This is a genomic window from Nocardioides salarius (assembly GCF_016907435.1).
GTDB classification, from domain to species: Bacteria; Actinomycetota; Actinomycetes; order Propionibacteriales; family Nocardioidaceae; genus Nocardioides; species Nocardioides salarius.
In genome coordinates, this window is record NZ_JAFBBZ010000001.1 from 1,467,662 (window position 1) to 1,481,984 (window position 14,323).

Annotated in this window: 13 protein-coding genes; 4 read left to right on the forward strand and 9 right to left on the reverse strand. The window is 72.5% G+C overall.

Going from position 1 to position 14,323, the window contains the following annotated elements:
- Window positions 1-24 precede the first annotated feature (24 nt).
- Genes JOE61_RS22430 through JOE61_RS07140 form a run of 4 tightly spaced genes read right to left on the reverse strand, consistent with a single transcriptional unit; the run spans window position 25 to window position 6,573 of the window.
- Window positions 25-1,185, reverse strand: a complete 1,161-nt coding sequence (locus JOE61_RS22430; RefSeq protein ID WP_193670735.1) for a Wadjet anti-phage system protein JetD domain-containing protein — start codon at window positions 1,183-1,185, stop codon at window positions 25-27.
- Window positions 1,178-4,558 (reverse strand): ATP-binding protein, encoded by a 3,381-nt coding sequence (locus JOE61_RS07130; RefSeq protein ID WP_193670734.1) that lies wholly within the window; start codon window positions 4,556-4,558, stop codon window positions 1,178-1,180. The genes JOE61_RS22430 and JOE61_RS07130 overlap by 8 nt, the downstream gene beginning before the upstream one ends.
- A 13-nt stretch (window positions 4,559-4,571) precedes the next feature.
- On the reverse strand, window positions 4,572-5,138 hold the full coding sequence (locus tag JOE61_RS07135) for a DUF4194 domain-containing protein (protein ID WP_193670733.1): 567 nt from the start codon (window positions 5,136-5,138) through the stop codon (window positions 4,572-4,574).
- Window positions 5,139-5,142: 4 nt separating this feature from the next.
- Window positions 5,143-6,573 (reverse strand): DUF3375 domain-containing protein, encoded by a 1,431-nt coding sequence (locus JOE61_RS07140; RefSeq protein ID WP_193670732.1) that lies wholly within the window; start codon window positions 6,571-6,573, stop codon window positions 5,143-5,145.
- 120 nt (window positions 6,574-6,693) lie between these two features.
- On the opposite strand from JOE61_RS07140, the gene JOE61_RS07145 reads away from it, so the two are divergent.
- Window positions 6,694-7,494: a DUF2510 domain-containing protein gene (locus JOE61_RS07145; RefSeq protein WP_193670754.1), complete on the forward strand. Its 801-nt coding sequence runs from the start codon at window positions 6,694-6,696 to the stop codon at window positions 7,492-7,494.
- A 22-nt stretch (window positions 7,495-7,516) separates the two neighbouring features.
- On the opposite strand, the gene JOE61_RS07150 is transcribed toward JOE61_RS07145, so the two are convergent.
- Entirely contained in the window at window positions 7,517-7,858 is a 342-nt protein-coding gene (locus JOE61_RS07150; RefSeq protein WP_193670731.1) for a DUF2200 domain-containing protein, read from the reverse strand.
- A gap of 226 nt (window positions 7,859-8,084) precedes the next feature.
- On the opposite strand from JOE61_RS07150, the gene JOE61_RS07155 reads away from it, so the two are divergent.
- Window positions 8,085-9,101: a TIGR03617 family F420-dependent LLM class oxidoreductase gene (locus JOE61_RS07155; protein WP_193670730.1), complete on the forward strand. Its 1,017-nt coding sequence runs from the start codon at window positions 8,085-8,087 to the stop codon at window positions 9,099-9,101.
- 24 nt (window positions 9,102-9,125) lie between these two features.
- Here the strand turns inward: JOE61_RS07155 and JOE61_RS07160 are convergent, their stop codons facing one another.
- The 3 genes from JOE61_RS07160 to JOE61_RS07170 all read right to left on the reverse strand — a co-directional run bounded on the left by JOE61_RS07160 (window position 9,126) and on the right by JOE61_RS07170 (window position 11,960).
- Window positions 9,126-10,385 (reverse strand): hypothetical protein, encoded by a 1,260-nt coding sequence (locus JOE61_RS07160; protein WP_193670729.1) that lies wholly within the window; start codon window positions 10,383-10,385, stop codon window positions 9,126-9,128.
- Between the two features lie 339 nt (window positions 10,386-10,724).
- Entirely contained in the window at window positions 10,725-11,471 is a 747-nt protein-coding gene (locus JOE61_RS07165; RefSeq protein WP_193670728.1) for a hypothetical protein, read from the reverse strand.
- A gap of 84 nt (window positions 11,472-11,555) precedes the next feature.
- A complete protein-coding gene (locus JOE61_RS07170; RefSeq protein WP_193670727.1) occupies window positions 11,556-11,960 on the reverse strand; it encodes a helix-turn-helix domain-containing protein in 405 nt (134 codons plus the stop codon).
- A gap of 189 nt (window positions 11,961-12,149) precedes the next feature.
- Here JOE61_RS07170 and JOE61_RS07175 point away from each other — a divergent pair, with 189 nt between their 5' ends.
- A complete protein-coding gene (locus tag JOE61_RS07175; RefSeq protein ID WP_193670726.1) occupies window positions 12,150-12,362 on the forward strand; it encodes a hypothetical protein in 213 nt (70 codons plus the stop codon).
- A 15-nt stretch (window positions 12,363-12,377) separates the two neighbouring features.
- Window positions 12,378-12,797, forward strand: a complete 420-nt coding sequence (locus JOE61_RS07180) for a nitroreductase family deazaflavin-dependent oxidoreductase (RefSeq protein WP_193670725.1) — start codon at window positions 12,378-12,380, stop codon at window positions 12,795-12,797.
- A gap of 182 nt (window positions 12,798-12,979) precedes the next feature.
- On the opposite strand, the gene JOE61_RS07185 is transcribed toward JOE61_RS07180, so the two are convergent.
- Window positions 12,980-14,251 (reverse strand): HNH endonuclease signature motif containing protein, encoded by a 1,272-nt coding sequence (locus tag JOE61_RS07185; protein WP_193670724.1) that lies wholly within the window; start codon window positions 14,249-14,251, stop codon window positions 12,980-12,982.
- Window positions 14,252-14,323 lie beyond the last annotated feature (72 nt).

A 14,323-nucleotide genomic window follows, 5' to 3' on the forward strand; every position in this document is an offset into this window, starting at 1 on the left:
CCGCGGCGGCCCGGTCCGCCGCTCTCAGCCGGCTGTGCCGTCCGGCCAGCGCTCGAGCGCCCACGCCCAGTCAATGCGCTCCTGCTCCAGTCGCACCCGGTCGGCGTACCGGTCGCTGACCAGGTCCTCGTACGTCGCCTGCTCGGCGTCGGTGAGACGGGTCAGCGCCGCGGTGGTCGGGCTCGGCTCGCTCCCCCACCGCTCGCGGTGGGCCAGCAGGGTGTCGCGGTCCATCAGGAACGAGGTGGTCTGCGGCAACCAGGCCCGCAGCCGGTCGAGGATCGCGAACCCGTGGGTGTCGAGGTCGCCCCAGTAGTGCACCGGCACGTCGCGCAACCAGGGCAGCGACCCCAGGCGCGAGACCCGGAAGCCCTCACCGAAGACCGCGACGCCGCGCGGCGGCAGGGGGGCGGCGAGGAACGTCGTCTCGTTCTCCAGCACCACCGCGGCGGCGGGCGCGACCGGGAGCGCAGCCAGCTGCTCGACCGGCGCGGTGACGTCGCGCAGCGCAGCCCACGACGACCCGGGGAGCAGCGCCTCGCCGAGCCGCAGCCGCACGCGCGCGGGGCGCACCCGCAGGCCCAGCACCTCGACGAAGTCGTCGGCCGCGCCCGGCACCCCCAGCACCGCAGCCAGGAGACCCCGATGGCGCTCGACGAGCTTGGTGTCGACCCCTGGGGCGCTGATCTCGCGCAGGAAGCGCCCCGATCCGCGCGCCGCGCGCAGCCACTCGAGCGCTGCCAGGAGCCCCGGCCAGTGCGCCTCCTCGACGCCGAGCGCCGCGTGCGGCTGCGCGAGCGCCCAGGAACGCAGGTCCGGATCTCCGGCGAGCAGGCCGACCAGCCGCGCGTGGCGTCCGGCCTCGTCGCCCACGTCCAGCAGTCGCCACGCCTGCTCGTAGCCGGTGACGACCGCCCGCGCCGGGAGATCGTTGCGACCCACCGTGCGCACCCCGACGGGCTCGCGGACGAGTTCGTAGCGACCGGGAGCCGCCCGCTCCAGGCGCTCGGCCCAGCGGCGTACCCGCTCGAGGTCGGCGCCCAGCTCGCGAGCGCGAGGACCGCGCAGCCGCACCTCGACCGGCTCGAATGGCCGACCCTCGGCACAGGCGCGCAGCAGCTCGCCCGAGCGCCACCGCGGCCGCAGCCGCGCGGCCACGTCGTCGGGCGTCGACCACTCAGCCACGCGCGGCCCACCCGCCGCCGGCCTCCCGGCGGGCGCGGTACTCCTCGATGCTCAGCGTCTGCACCCGCGACTCGCGGCCGTCGCGGTTGTCGACGAAGCCGATCGAGCGCACGTACGGCTCGATGACGTGCACCTTCTGCAGCGGGGTGACGATCAGCAGCTGGAGCCCGAGGCGGCCGAAGAGCGACAGTGCGTAGCGGGTGGAGAGGTCGGAGCCGCGCCCGAACGCCTCGTCGATGACCGCGAAGCGGAAGGCGCGCGAGCTCGTGGTGCCCCACTCGAGACGGAACTGGTAGGCCAGCGAGGCGGCGAGGATCGTGTAGGCCAGCTTCTCCTTCTGCCCGCCGGACTTGCCGTCGGAGTCGCGGTAGTGCTCCCACTCCTGCCCGCTCTCGCGGTCGAGCTCGGCCGCCGAGAACGTGTGCCAGCTGCGCACGTCGGTGACCCGCCGGGTCCAGGCCCGGTCGGCCTCGGCGTGGCCCTCGCGACCGCGGAAGCGGTCGATTATCCGTTTGACGTCGACGAAGCGCTGCTCGGAGTACTGGTCGCTGTCGCCCTCAAGGACCCCGCGGGTCACCGCGCGCAGGTCGTCGCGGAACTGGCGCACGTCGGTGTTGACGGTCGGCTCGACCACCAGGCGGATGAAGCGGCCCGGGGAGTAGTCGATGGCGCCGAGCGAGTCGTTGATCTGCTCGACGCGGTCGCGGATGTCGTCGGCCTGGCGGCGCAGCCAGGTGGCGAAGCCGGCCAGCTCGCGGATCGTGTTGGTGTTGAGCTGGTGCTTGAACTCCTGCTCGAAGCGCGGCAGGTCGTCGCGCCGGACCCGGTCGCGGAAGGCCCGGAACTCCGACGCGGCCTCGATCGAGGCGTCCATCTCGGTCGTCACCGCCGGCCACTGGTGCTTGATCGCCGTCATCTGCTGCTGCGCGGTCGTCGCGATGCCGTTCATCTGCTGCTGGAGCCGGTCCATCGAGCGGGTCAGCCCCTCGGCCGCGTCGCGGGCGGCCCGGTCGCAGTCGTCGGGGTCGACGACCGTCGCGCCCAGGCGCGTGGCGAGGTCGGCGTACTGCTCGCGCGCGGCGATCAGCACCGCGCCGGCGTCCTCGACCTGGGCCCGCGCCGCCTCCAGCCGGCGCACGGTGCGCGCGAGCTGCGACTCCAGGCCGCCGAGCTGGTTCTCGAGCCTGGAGCGTTCCTTCTCCGCCTGCGCGATCTGCGCGTCGACCGCCACGAGCGCCCGGTCGATCTCGGCGAGCCGCGACGAGCCGGCCAGCAGCCGCTCGCGCTGGCGGTCGGCCTCCCCGGCCTGCCCCGCGGGGGTGGCGGCGTCGAGCTCGGCCCAGGAGTCGAACTGGGTCAGGCTGCTGAGCGCCTCGGCCGCGCGGCGTACGTCGTCGCGGCGGGCCTCGACCGTCTCGACGTCGCGGTCGAGACCGACGAGGCGGGCCCGCACCTCGCCGAGCGCGACCTCCAGCGCCTCGACCTTGCGGGCGTTGGAGCGGCCGAGGATCCACGAGCGCGGGTCGTCGACGCGCGAACGGTCGTCCTTCTCGTGCCGGCTGCCCTGGCGAACCTGTCCCTCGACGGTGACGGCCTTGTCGGCCTCGAGCAACTCGGCCAGCGAGTCGACGCAGCGGTGGTCGGCGCGACGGGTGAGCTCGCGCTCCAGGAACGTCTCGAAGCGGCCGGGCTCGACCTCGAGGGTGTCGACGAGCCGCAAGTGGGCCACGGGCGGCTCCGGCTGCAGGCGCACCTGCCGCTCGGGCACCCGGTGGTAGACGACCCGGGTGCGCAGGTGGTGGGCGTTGACCCAGGCCGCGACCTCGCGGTAGTGCCGCTGGGGCACGAGCAGCGAGAGCCCGAAGCCGCGCAGCACCCGCTCGGCCGCGCCGCGCCACGCCGCGTGCTCGTCGCGGACCTCGACCAGCTCACCGACGAAGGGCAGCTGCTCGGTCTCGATCCCGAGCTCGGCGCACATCCGCTGCCGCAGCTCGAGGCTGGCGCGCGGCAAATTAGTGTGCCGCCCGGCCAAGCTGGCCAGGTCGGCCTCGACATCGCCCGCCTCCTCGCGCGCCCGCGAGCGGTGGCTCATCACGTCGGCCAGCTCGGCGTCGAGGGCGCGCTGGCGCGGTCTCGTAGCGTCGTACGCCGCACCCACCTCGTCGCGCCGCTCGGCGAAGGCGGCCGGTCCGTCGACGCCCGCGAGCCCGACGGCCTCCAGCAGCCGGTGGTGGCGCTCGGCACGCTGGCGGCGTGCCTCGGCGAGGGTGCGCAGCTCCTCGGCCTCCCGCTCGAGCTCGCTGACGCGGTCGCCGCCGGCGGAGGCGCGCTCCCCGATCAGGCGACCCTGCTGGCGCCGGGCCTCCTCGAGCCGGGCCCGCACCTCCTCGCCGTCGCGACGGCACCCGACCAGGGTGCTCTCGAGCTCGGCGCCCATCGCCTCGAGAAGCTCGGCCTTGCGCTCGGTGAAGTAGAGGCCGACGGCGTCGCGCTGGCGACCGGCGGCCCGCCGCTCGGCCTCGAGCGCGGCGTGCTTGTCGCAGTTGACCAGCAGCGGGTCGAGGGCGGCGAGCTGGTCCTCGGCGCGGCGCACGGCGTCGTGGGCGCGGGTGAGGTCCTCGAAGTGTGCGACCACCGTGGCGATCCGGTCGCTGGCGTCGGAGGGCTCGAGCATGTGGGTGCGCACGAAGTCGTTGAGGTTGCCGACCGACTTCATCGACACCGTCTGGTGGAACAGCTCCAGCGCCTGCTCGGAGGCGATCCCCAGCAGCCGGCGGACCTGACGCCCGTAGGCCGGGAAGTCCTTGTCGACCTGGGCGCCGCCGTCGCGCAGCCGCTTGCGCAGCGCGTTGAGGTCGCTGCCGAAGCCGGCGAAGTCGGCCTCGATGCCCAGCCCGGCCTCGGCGGTGACGAAGAAGCGCTCGGGCTGGCCGGTGCGCTCGCGCTGGGTGAAGACCTGGGCCAGGGTCACTGGGTGCTCGACGTCGTCGTTGGCGAAGACACCCAGCACCACCGAGTAGGAGCGGTGGTCGCGCAGCCCCACCGGACGCGAGGTGCCGCTGCTCTCCACCCGCTCGGACTTGTAGTGGCCCTCGACGTAGCTGCGCAGCGAGCGCTCCCGCGCCTCCGCACCGGCGGCCTTGTTGTAGGCGATGCGATGCGCCGGCATCAGCAGCGTCGTCACCGCGTCGACCAGGGTGGACTTGCCGCTGCCGATGTCGCCGGTGAGCAGCGTGTTCTCGCCGTCGAGGCGCAGCCTCCAGACCCGCCCGTCGAAGGTGCCCCAGTTGAGCACCTCGAGCCGGTGCAGCCGCCAGCCGGCCCGCTGCTCGCCCCCGCCGAGCTCGACGGCGGAGAACAATGCCTCGCTCATCGACCGCCCCTCCTCACGACACGCCCCCGCGGTACTCCTCGAGCCGGCCCGAGAAGTCGGCGAGGGTCTGCGCGTCGACGTACGCCTTGAGGATCCGTCGGACCTCCAGCACGTCGCGTTGCCCGCGCAGCCGACGCAGGAAGCCAAGGTCGACGACCTTGGTGATGGTGGCGTCGACCTGGTCGAGCTGGCGGGCCTGGTTGGGGCTGTCGGCCAGGAACAGCGAGACCATCTCGGCGATCTGCTCGCGGCTCATGATCAGCCGCGCCTCCTGGCTGGTCGACTCCCACTCGACCATCCGCTTGCGCAGCAGCACCAGCATCAGGCTGACCGGGTAGGACAGGCTCCGCCGCTGCACGAGGCGGGGAAGCGCGCCCTCCTCGTCGCGCGAGCGCAGGTAGGCGTAGCCCTCGGTCTCGTCGAGCACGACGTCGACGCCGATCGTCGCGAAGTGGTCACGCACGGGTGCGCCGTGGCGCAGCAGGCCCTGCCACACCGCCTCGTGGCTCTCGCGGTAGACCACGCCGCGCATCAGCGTGATCACGGCGGTGGAGACCGCCAGCTCCGACTCGCTCCTCATGGCCTCATCCTCGTCGCACCGTCGCCTCCGGCATCCGTACGCCGCGCTCGCCGAGATCCTCGTCGTGCCAGGTCACGGTGACCTCGCGCCGCTCGTCGAGCTCGACGGCCAGGTCCTCCTCGGACAGGGCGAGGTAACCCACGAGCTCGGCGAGCCCGTCGCGCAGCGGGTAGAGCTCGATGATCTCGTGCAGCAGCGCCGAGCTGCGCGGCGGGACCACGGTGCGCACCTGCTCGGCGAGGCGCGCGGTGTCGACGAAGGTCTGGTCGTAGAGCGCGGTGGTGTCGAGGTCCTCGACCTCGGCGGCCGGCAGCTCGGAGTCGACCTGGCTGGGCGGGCGCACGTCGTAGAGCGGGCGCTCGAAGGGCAGCGCGATCGCGAGCTGGGGCTCGTCGACCTCGAGACCGATGGTCGGGGGCGCGGCGCGCACGTCGAGGGCGGCGGCCTCGATGGCGCGGACCAGGTCGAGGACCCGGCGGTTCTCCACCCACACCTGGTCGTCGAGGAAGCGGCGCAGCTGCTCGGAGAGGCTGCGCACGGTGGCCTGGGTGCGCTCGGCGGCGTCGTACCAGTCGTGGTGCACCCGCCGCACCCGCGGCTCGACGTCGACGGCGTCGAGGCTCTGGACCCGCGCGAGCAGATCGCTGAGCTCGTCCTGGCGGTCCTGGGAGAGCAGGAAGTCGTAGAACGCCTGGAAGCTGCGGCCCTGGTCGGAGGAGGCGATGTCGGCGCGGTCGCCGACGAGCGAGGCGAGCAGCTCGCCCTTGGCGCCCTCCCAGGTGGCGATCCGCTCACGGGCGGCCCGGTCGAGCGCCCGGAAGTTCTCCTCGACCTCGCGGAAGTCGGCCAGCAGCTCGCGGGCGGTGCTGGAGAAGAACTGGTAGCGCTCGCGGAGCCCGGCACCGTCGAGCACCCGCACTTGGCCGGTCTCGACCTCGGCGATCTCGCGGTCGGTCTCCTCGCGACGGCGGTGCAGCTCGGCGAGCCGGGTCGCGGGGTCGACCTCGGCGCCGTGCACCATCTGGCGCAGCAGGTCGACCAGGGTGTGCAGCCGTGACTCGGTGCCGATGCTGCTGCGGGCCCGCAGGCCGGTGACCCAGCCGTAGGCCTTCTCGAGCGCCGGTGTCGCGTCGTAGTGGACCTCGTCGACGCCGGCCGGGTAGAAGCGCCGCAGCCAGCCGGCCTCCGGCGCCGACCAGTCGTCGAGATAGGCCCTCGCGTCACCGGTGTGCTGCTGCTCGGCCCCCCGCCCGGCATTCGCGACGTGCAGGAAGTCCTCGAGGGACCCGGTCAGCTCGGACTGCGCCAGTGCACCGGAGTTCTCCTCCACGAAGACGCGACCCAGGAATCCCAGGACCAGGGGTGCGTTGCGGGCCCGCAGCAGGCGCCAGGCCGGGTGGGTGTCGGCGAGCAGCCGGATCTCTTCGATGTCCACGCTCACCCTCCTCCACGACGACCCCTCAATGCCGGCCCGAGGGTAGCCGCAGGAACGGACGGTCGGTGGCCCGACGTACCGTGAACGGGGTCAGGTCAACGCACCGCTCGGGAGGGTCAGATGAACGCACAACGAGCCGGCTGGTACGCCGACCCTCACGACCAAGCTCAGCTGCGCTACTGGAACGGCAGCGCATGGACCGAGCACCGGTCCCCGAAGCACGGAGGACTGACGCCGGCTCAGGACGGACCCACCGGGCGGTGGTACTTCGTGATCACGCTGGCCAGTCTGGGACTGCTCGCTGCCGTCCCGTTCTTCCACGCCGCATCGCGTCTGGACCGGCCGCAGACCCGCAAGGCGGGCACGGCGATCGCGGCAGTCAGCATCGTGGGGTTCGTGCTCATCGGCCTCTCTCCGACCGACGAGGCAGGCGACCCGACCGGTTGGCTGTCGAGCCTCGGCGCGGTCCTCATGATGTCGGTGATGCTCGTGGCCTCGCTGCTGCTCTTCGGGCTGCGCCGCGAGGTCTACCGGCCCTCCTCGACCGCTGCTCCGCTCCCGGTCACGCCACCCAGCGGCAACCAGGGGGCGATGGCCACCGTCGAGCAGGCACGGCGTCGCCGCGACGAGGCACGCAAGCTGGCCGCCACCGATCCGATGATGGCCCGCGAGCTCGGCATCGGCCGTCCCGACGTGGAGCTGGGCTACGACGACGGCGGGCTGCTCGACCTCAACACGGCCACCCCGGCGCAGCTGAGCACCGTGTGCGGGTTGCCGCCTGCAGTCGCCCACGAGGTCGTGACGGCCCGCTCCGGCCTGGGCCGGTTCCTGGTGGTGGAGGACGCGATCGTCTTCGGCCAGGTCGGCGAGGAGCACGCGCCGACACTGCGCGACCGCGGGCTCGTCATCACCGACCTCTGACTCAGAGCGGGGGGACTGCGGCTCAGCGGCGCAGCACCTTCTCCATCGTCTTGCCGCGCGCGAGCTCGTCGACGAGCTTGTCGAGGTAGCGGATCTTCTGCATCAGCGGGTCCTCGACGTCCTCGACGCGCACTCCGCAGACGACGCCGGTGATCAGCGTGACCTGCGGCGGCAGCGACGCGGCGGCGAAGAACCCCTCGAAGGTCGTGCCGGCCCCGAGGTGCGCCTCGACCTGGGCCGGGTCCAGACCGGTCAGCCAGTGCACGACCTCGTCGAGCTCGGCACGGGAGCGGCCCTTGCGCTCGAGCTTGGCGACGTAGTGCGGCCACACGTCGGCGATCGGGGTGGTGAAGATCCGGTGCACGCCTCCAGGCTACGTCGCGGGAGGGCCGGGTCGTCCGGGTTGTTCACGTTGGGCGGGTGTCCGGGCCGGCGGGAGTCTCAAGACCGCGGGCCCGGGCAGCCGCAGGACCACTATGCATCGGCCGACGACGACCCGCACCGGCCCGCGCGTCGAATACCCGAAGTTGGGGAGGCAGCGTCGACGCGACCTCTCCCCAACCGACCTGACACGTGTCAAGATCGGCTCCGTGCTCCTCGACGTGCAGCTCGACGCCCGCCCCGACCAGGCCGCCGCACGTGCCGCCGAGCTGGCCGCGACAGGGGTGGCCGGACTGTTCACCTTCGAGGGCCCGCACGACGTCTTCCTCCCGCTCGCGGCCACAGCGAGCCACGGCGTCGACGTCGACCTGATGACCAACGTCGCCATCGCGACGCCGCGCTCGCCGATGCACCTGGCCCACGCGGCGTACGACCTGCAGCTGATGAGTGGCGGCCGGTTCCGGCTCGGGCTGGGCAGCCAGATCCGCCCGCACGTCGAGAACCGGTACGGCGCCACGTGGTCGCGCCCGGCGGCGCGGATGCGCGAGGCGGTGCTGGCGACGCGGGCGATCCTGACGGCGTGGCAGGACGGCACCCGCCTCGACTTCCGTGGCGAGTTCACCAAGCACACGCTGATGCCGCCGACGTTCGTGCCGGGCCCCAACCCGCACGGCATCGCGCCGGTGCTGCTCGGCGCTCTGGGCCCCCTGATGACGCGGGCGGCCGGCCAGGTCGCCGACGGGCTGCTGGTGATGCCGTTCCACAGCCACCGCCACGTGCGCGAGCGGACCCTGCCGGCGCTCGAGGAGGGACTGGCTGCCCGCGAGCCCGGGCGCCCACGCGCGGACTTCCGGCTCTACCCGCAGGCGATCGTGGCGATGGGCTCGACACCGGAGGAGCAGGCCGCGGCCGACCGGGGCGTGGGCGGGCTGCTGGCCTTCTACGGCTCCACGCCGGCGTACCGCTCGGTGCTCGATGTGGAGGGCTGGGGCGACCTGCAGCCCGAGCTCAACGCGCTCTCCAAGACCGGCGCGGTGGCGGAGATGATGGCGCTGGTGACCACCCGCCACATCGAGACCCTGGCCGTGCGTGGCACGCCGAGCGAGTGCGCCGCCGAGCTCAGGCGCCGCTTCGGCGACCTGGCCGAGCGGGTCTGCTGCTACTTCCCGGGGTACGACGTCGCGCCGGCGCGGCTGGGCGAGCTCGTCGCCGCGCTGCGCGACTGAGCGCCAGCCGAGCCGGGCCCGGGCTCAGCGGGCCCGCACCCTGCGGCTGGGATCGCTGATCGGGCTGAACCCGGCGCCGGTCTTGGCCTCGACCTGGAATCGCCACTTCCCGGCCCGCCCGACGGGGAAGTCGAAACGGGTGGCCGGGGCGTCGCTCCAGCGCTCGACCAGCGCCGGCACGCCCGCACGGTCGGCCGGGCCGTGCCCGGTGATGCGGTAGCAGCACTCCTCTCCCCCGCCCCAGTCGAGCGGCGGTGTCCACGAGACGCGCACGCTCAGCCCGCCACCCTTCACCCCGGGCTTCACGCGCGGGGCGGCGACCTGGTCGGGCAGGGCGTAGGTGCGCGCCACGACCGACGAGACGATCCCGGGTCCGTGCTCGTTGACCGCCCGCACCCCGACCTCGTACTCCTGGCCGGTCGCCAGCCCCTCGATGTCGGCGAGCATGTTGCGTCCCACCCCGCCGTGGCGGGCCTCGCTCGGCACGACCTGCCCGTCGACCAGCACCTCCCACCGGTCCGCGTGGTCCGCCCACCTCACCATCTGCCACTTCAGCGCGAAGCCGCCCGCGCGCGGTCGAGCGTTGACCTCCGAGGGCGCCGCGGGCACGTCCTCGTAGAACGTGCTCAGGCTCGACCCGTAGGACCAGCCGTACGCGTTGCCGGCGCGCACCCGCAGCTCGACGGGGGTGCGGCCCTGCGTCATCGGCACCCGCACCCGCGCGCTGCTCGTGTTGAAGGTGCGGGCGGAACCGTGAGCACCGTCGTCGAGCGTCACCCAGTAGTCGGCGACCTGCTCGGCGGGCGCCGTCCAGCTCACCTCGAGCGCGTCGGCCTCCGGATCGGACTCGACCTGCAGGTCGAGCACGTCGCCCGGCGCGTGACCTCCGGTGCGGGTCGTGAAGCTGGCCCACTCACCGTCGACACCGCCACCGCTGGCTCGCACCGACCAGGTGATCGAGGTCCCGCTGGGCACGTCGCCGAAGCGGCCGGACCAGTACGGGACTCTGAGGGTCTCGACGGGTCGCGCCGTGCCACCGACGATCACGGCGACGTCGTAGGAGTCCGCCCAGTCGCCGGCCGGGCTCTCCTGGGCCGACCACCGCGTCCGCAGGTCGGTGTCGTGCATGTCCCAGGTGAGCTCGGTGATCGCCCAGGGGATGCTCGGGTCGACGCGGCCGTCGAGCACCGTGCGAGCCGCACCGGGGCCGGCGGCCGCCAGCAGGCCCAGCAGCAGGGCGGACAGGGCGGCGAGCAGGCGGCGTACGCCGGGGGCGGTGGTCACCAGGGCAAGGTAAAGAGCCGGGCCGGCTCGTGGGGGCTGTTCGGACCAAGACCCCCCGGACGGGCCATCCACCCCCAGGGGTGTCGTCGGGCGGGTGAGCCGGGTCGGCCGGGGGGCGGGGTGCACTGGGTAAAGCCCCGAGGGATTCACCACGCCCGGGTGGTCGCTCTCCACCCGACTCGGGGTGGACGGGGTGCCGGGGCCCCGGCCCGGGCAAGTGCCGGGGCCCCGGTCCGACATGCGCAGGACCCCCGCACCCTGGTGGGTGCGGGGGTCCTGGTGCCTCTGCGCCGCGCTGCGTGACGCGTGACCGAAGTCAGCGCGGGGAGCCGGAGACGATCAGTCGCCGACCTTCTTGGCGGCCTCGGTGGTGGCCTTGGCGGCGTTCTCGGCGGTCTTGGCGGCGGCGGTGCCGGTGGCCTTGGCCGAGGACTGCGCCGGGGCGGAAGCCTTCTTGGCGGTCGCGGTGGTCGACTTGGTGCCGGTCTTGGCCGCCGTGGTGGTCTTCTTCGCGGCGGTCTTGGTCGCGGTGGTCGACTTCTTGGCAGCCGTCTTGGTCTGCGTCGAGGCCTTCTTGGCGGTGGTGTTCGCCGCCTTGGTGCCCTGGGTCTTGGTGGTCTTCGCCTTGGCCGAGGTGGTCTTGGCCGAGGTCGTGGCCGCCTTGGTCGACTCCTGGCGACGGATGCGGGTCACCAGGGTCTCGCCGCGCTTGGCGAGGTCGGTGTAGGTCGCGGTCGCGGTGCCCTGGACCTTGCCCGGCAGAGCCAGGGCCTCGTTCTGCAGCTCGGCGACGCGGGCCTCGATGGCGCTGCGGCGGGCCTTGGCGTCCTCGGTGAGGGCGTCGACGCGGGCGTTGACCGTGGTCACGGCCTGCTTGCGCAGGGCCTCGGGCTTGAGGTCGATGTCGGTGACGGACTTCTGCACGTCGGCGACGCGGGTCTGCACGTCCTTCTGCACGCCGGTGATCCGGGTCTGCACGTCGGTGACGTACTCCCGCACGGTCTCGACGACGAGGTCGGCGACGCCGGCACCGGCGTACAGGCCCTTGGTCGCCTCGGACTTGATGTCGAACTTGGTCTTGGCCATGTCGGCTCCTTCGGTTGGTTCCCGGTGGATGCCGGGCGTTCTGGTACGCGCCGCTCAGACGAGCGGCGTACGTCGGGTGGGCGTTCAGTCCTCGTCGATGCCGGGCTCGTCCGGGGCGGCGACCCCGGCCTGCGCCTCGTTCATCGCGAGGAAGGACTGGTAGACGTCGAGCAGCGACTGCTTCTGCCGCTCGGTCAGGTGCGTGTCACCGAGCACGGCGAGCTCCACCGACCCGCCGACGCCGTCGTCGGGGCTGACGATGCCGGCGCGGATGTAGAGCTGCTCGGCGGAGATCCGCAGCGCTCGGGCGAGCTGCTGCAGCACCTCGGCGGACGGCTTGCGCAGCCCGCGCTCGATCTGGCTCAGGTAGGGGTTCGACACGCCGGCCTGCTCGGCGAGCTGCCGCAAGGAGAGCTGCGCACTGGTGCGCTGCTCCTTGAGGTAGTCACCCAGCGTCCCGACTGCGTTCGAGACCTTTCCCTTTGCCATGTCCCCCATAGTGCTTGCTCCTGCTAGCGCTTGCAAGTGCTAGCGGCTGTGTGACGAGTCACTACCGGGTGGTAACCCCAATGAAACAAAGCGATTCGCCGCGCTAGCACCGCTAGCAGGCACCCTCGGCATCGCCCAGAACGGGTAGATCGGTCGGGCGAGCACGCACGCCGCGTCTACTCTCTCCCGGTGCAGCGCCGACGCCTGATCGCCATCGCGATCTACCTCATCGTGTCGGTCCTCGCGCTGCTGCTGGTCGCGGGCCACGGGCCGTGGACCGGACGCGTGCTCTTCACCGTCAGCGAGAGCCACGGGATGCACAGCGGCGACGTGCCCGTGGTGCTGCTGTGGGTGGCGGGCATGGCGTGCAGCGTCGCACTCTGGCGCGACGACTCCCCCTGAGCGCACCATGGGGAGATGACGTCAGCGATCGACCTGCACGGCGCCCCGCACGTGGCGCGCTACCTGGAGACCAACGGCGAGGACGGCTACCACTGGCGCAACGGCACCACGGTCCTGATCCTCTTCACGACCGGACGCCGCTCCGGTGAGCCGCGCACCAACGCGCTGATCTTCCGCCCCTGGGGCGACGCCTACCTCGTGATCGCCTCGAAGGGCGGCGCCGACTCGCCCCCGGCGTGGTTCCTCAACCTCTCCGACGACCCCGAGGTCGAGGTGCAGGTCAAGGACCGCCGCATCCCCGTCCGCGCCCGCGTCGCGACCCCCGACGAGAAGCCGGAGATGTGGCGCACCATGGTCGAGGCCTGGCCCGACTACGACGACTACCAGGCCAGCACCGACCGCGAGATCCCCGTGGTCGTGCTCGAGCCCCGCTGACCCCCGCCGACAAGGGCGCCAGCGACCCGCCGTTGGTCGAGCAGTGAGGAGCGCCAGCGACGAGCGACGCCGAGACCCCGTAAGGGCCGCGCTCGCCGTACGCCATGGACTCACCGGGTTTCGGCGTCGCTCGAGCCTTCGGCCCTCGCTGCTCAACCAACGGTGCCGGGAGCGGAGTGCTCCTAGGTTCGTCGGTGGAAGCTGACCTGGTTGTCAGCACCGACATCGGTCTCGTACGCCGGATCATGGATGCGGCGGTGGTGGTAGGGGCAGAGGAGTCGTCCGCGGTCGAGGTCGGTGTGGCCGTGGCACGACCAGGGGTCGTCGTGGTGGGCATGGCACATCGCCGGCGGTGCGTCGCAGCCGCGGGCGGTGCAGCCACCGTCACGGATACCCATCGCGATCCGCTGGCCCGGGGTGAAGTACCTCTTCGCGCGGCCCACATCGAGCGGCTGGCTCTTCCCACCCAGCACCACCGGCACGACACCGGCCTCGCACGCCAGTCGGCGTGCGGTGGCGGCGCTGATCCGGTCACCGGTGTCGAGGGTGGCGGCCACCAGGCCGTCCTTGAGGGAGTCGAGGGTCATCGTCACCACAACCGTGGCGTTCACCCCACCGGCCTTCGGCAAGTCGTGGGGGTCGAGGCGCTCGACGAGCTCCACGAACGCCGCGCCCAACCGCTGCGCCGTGGGGCGGCGTACCGGCACCGGTGCCTGCTCATCGTGCTCGCCTTCATCTGCAGCGGCGCGGTTCGCGATCTGGTGCTTGGGTGCGGCGAACGCGAGCAGCGCCCGCTCCAACATCTGGCCGGCCAGCAGCGGCACCGTGAACGATCCCTTGATCCGGCCGTGGCCGTCCTCGCGCATCCGGAACACCGCGGACTTCTCCGCCTCGTGCTCTTCCTTCGCCAGCTGCTCGGCCTCCCACGCCTCCGCGACCTCGGGTGCGACCACCTCGAGGATGCGTCGCCCCAGGACACGCAGTGCCTTGGCGTCGTGGACCTCCGCGTACGCGACCAGTGCCTTGGTGGCCTGTTCCAGCACGCCGGCGTCGAGGTCGTCGGGCAGCTCGTCGAGGGCTGTGCAGATCACCGACGCCTGCTCCGCGATGACGTCGCCACGGCCGAGCGCTTCCCGCACCAGGTCGTAGCGATCCAACCCCTCGGCCAGGCGGACCTGGCGGAACGACTCCCGCTTCGTTGACCGGGTGGCGTTGGAGTGCCACACCGCCACCGACGGTGAGGCGTTCGTCTCCGCGACCGCCACCGTTTCGGCGTGGGCGAGGGTCCGCGACTTCAGCTCGGTCACCCTCGCCTCGAGCTGTGAGAAGTCGACCAGCGCCTCGGCCGTCGCGCTCTGGCTCATCGACCACAGCGACGTCTCGGCGAGCTGGTCGAGCAGCGAGTGCATGCGCGCGAGCGCCCCGTTGATGGGGTGCGCCGCGGTGGTGGCCATGAGCAAAGTATCTCAGGACCCACCGACAAAGCACCAGGTCAGAAGCCGTTTTCCACAGGCAGATCGAAACTT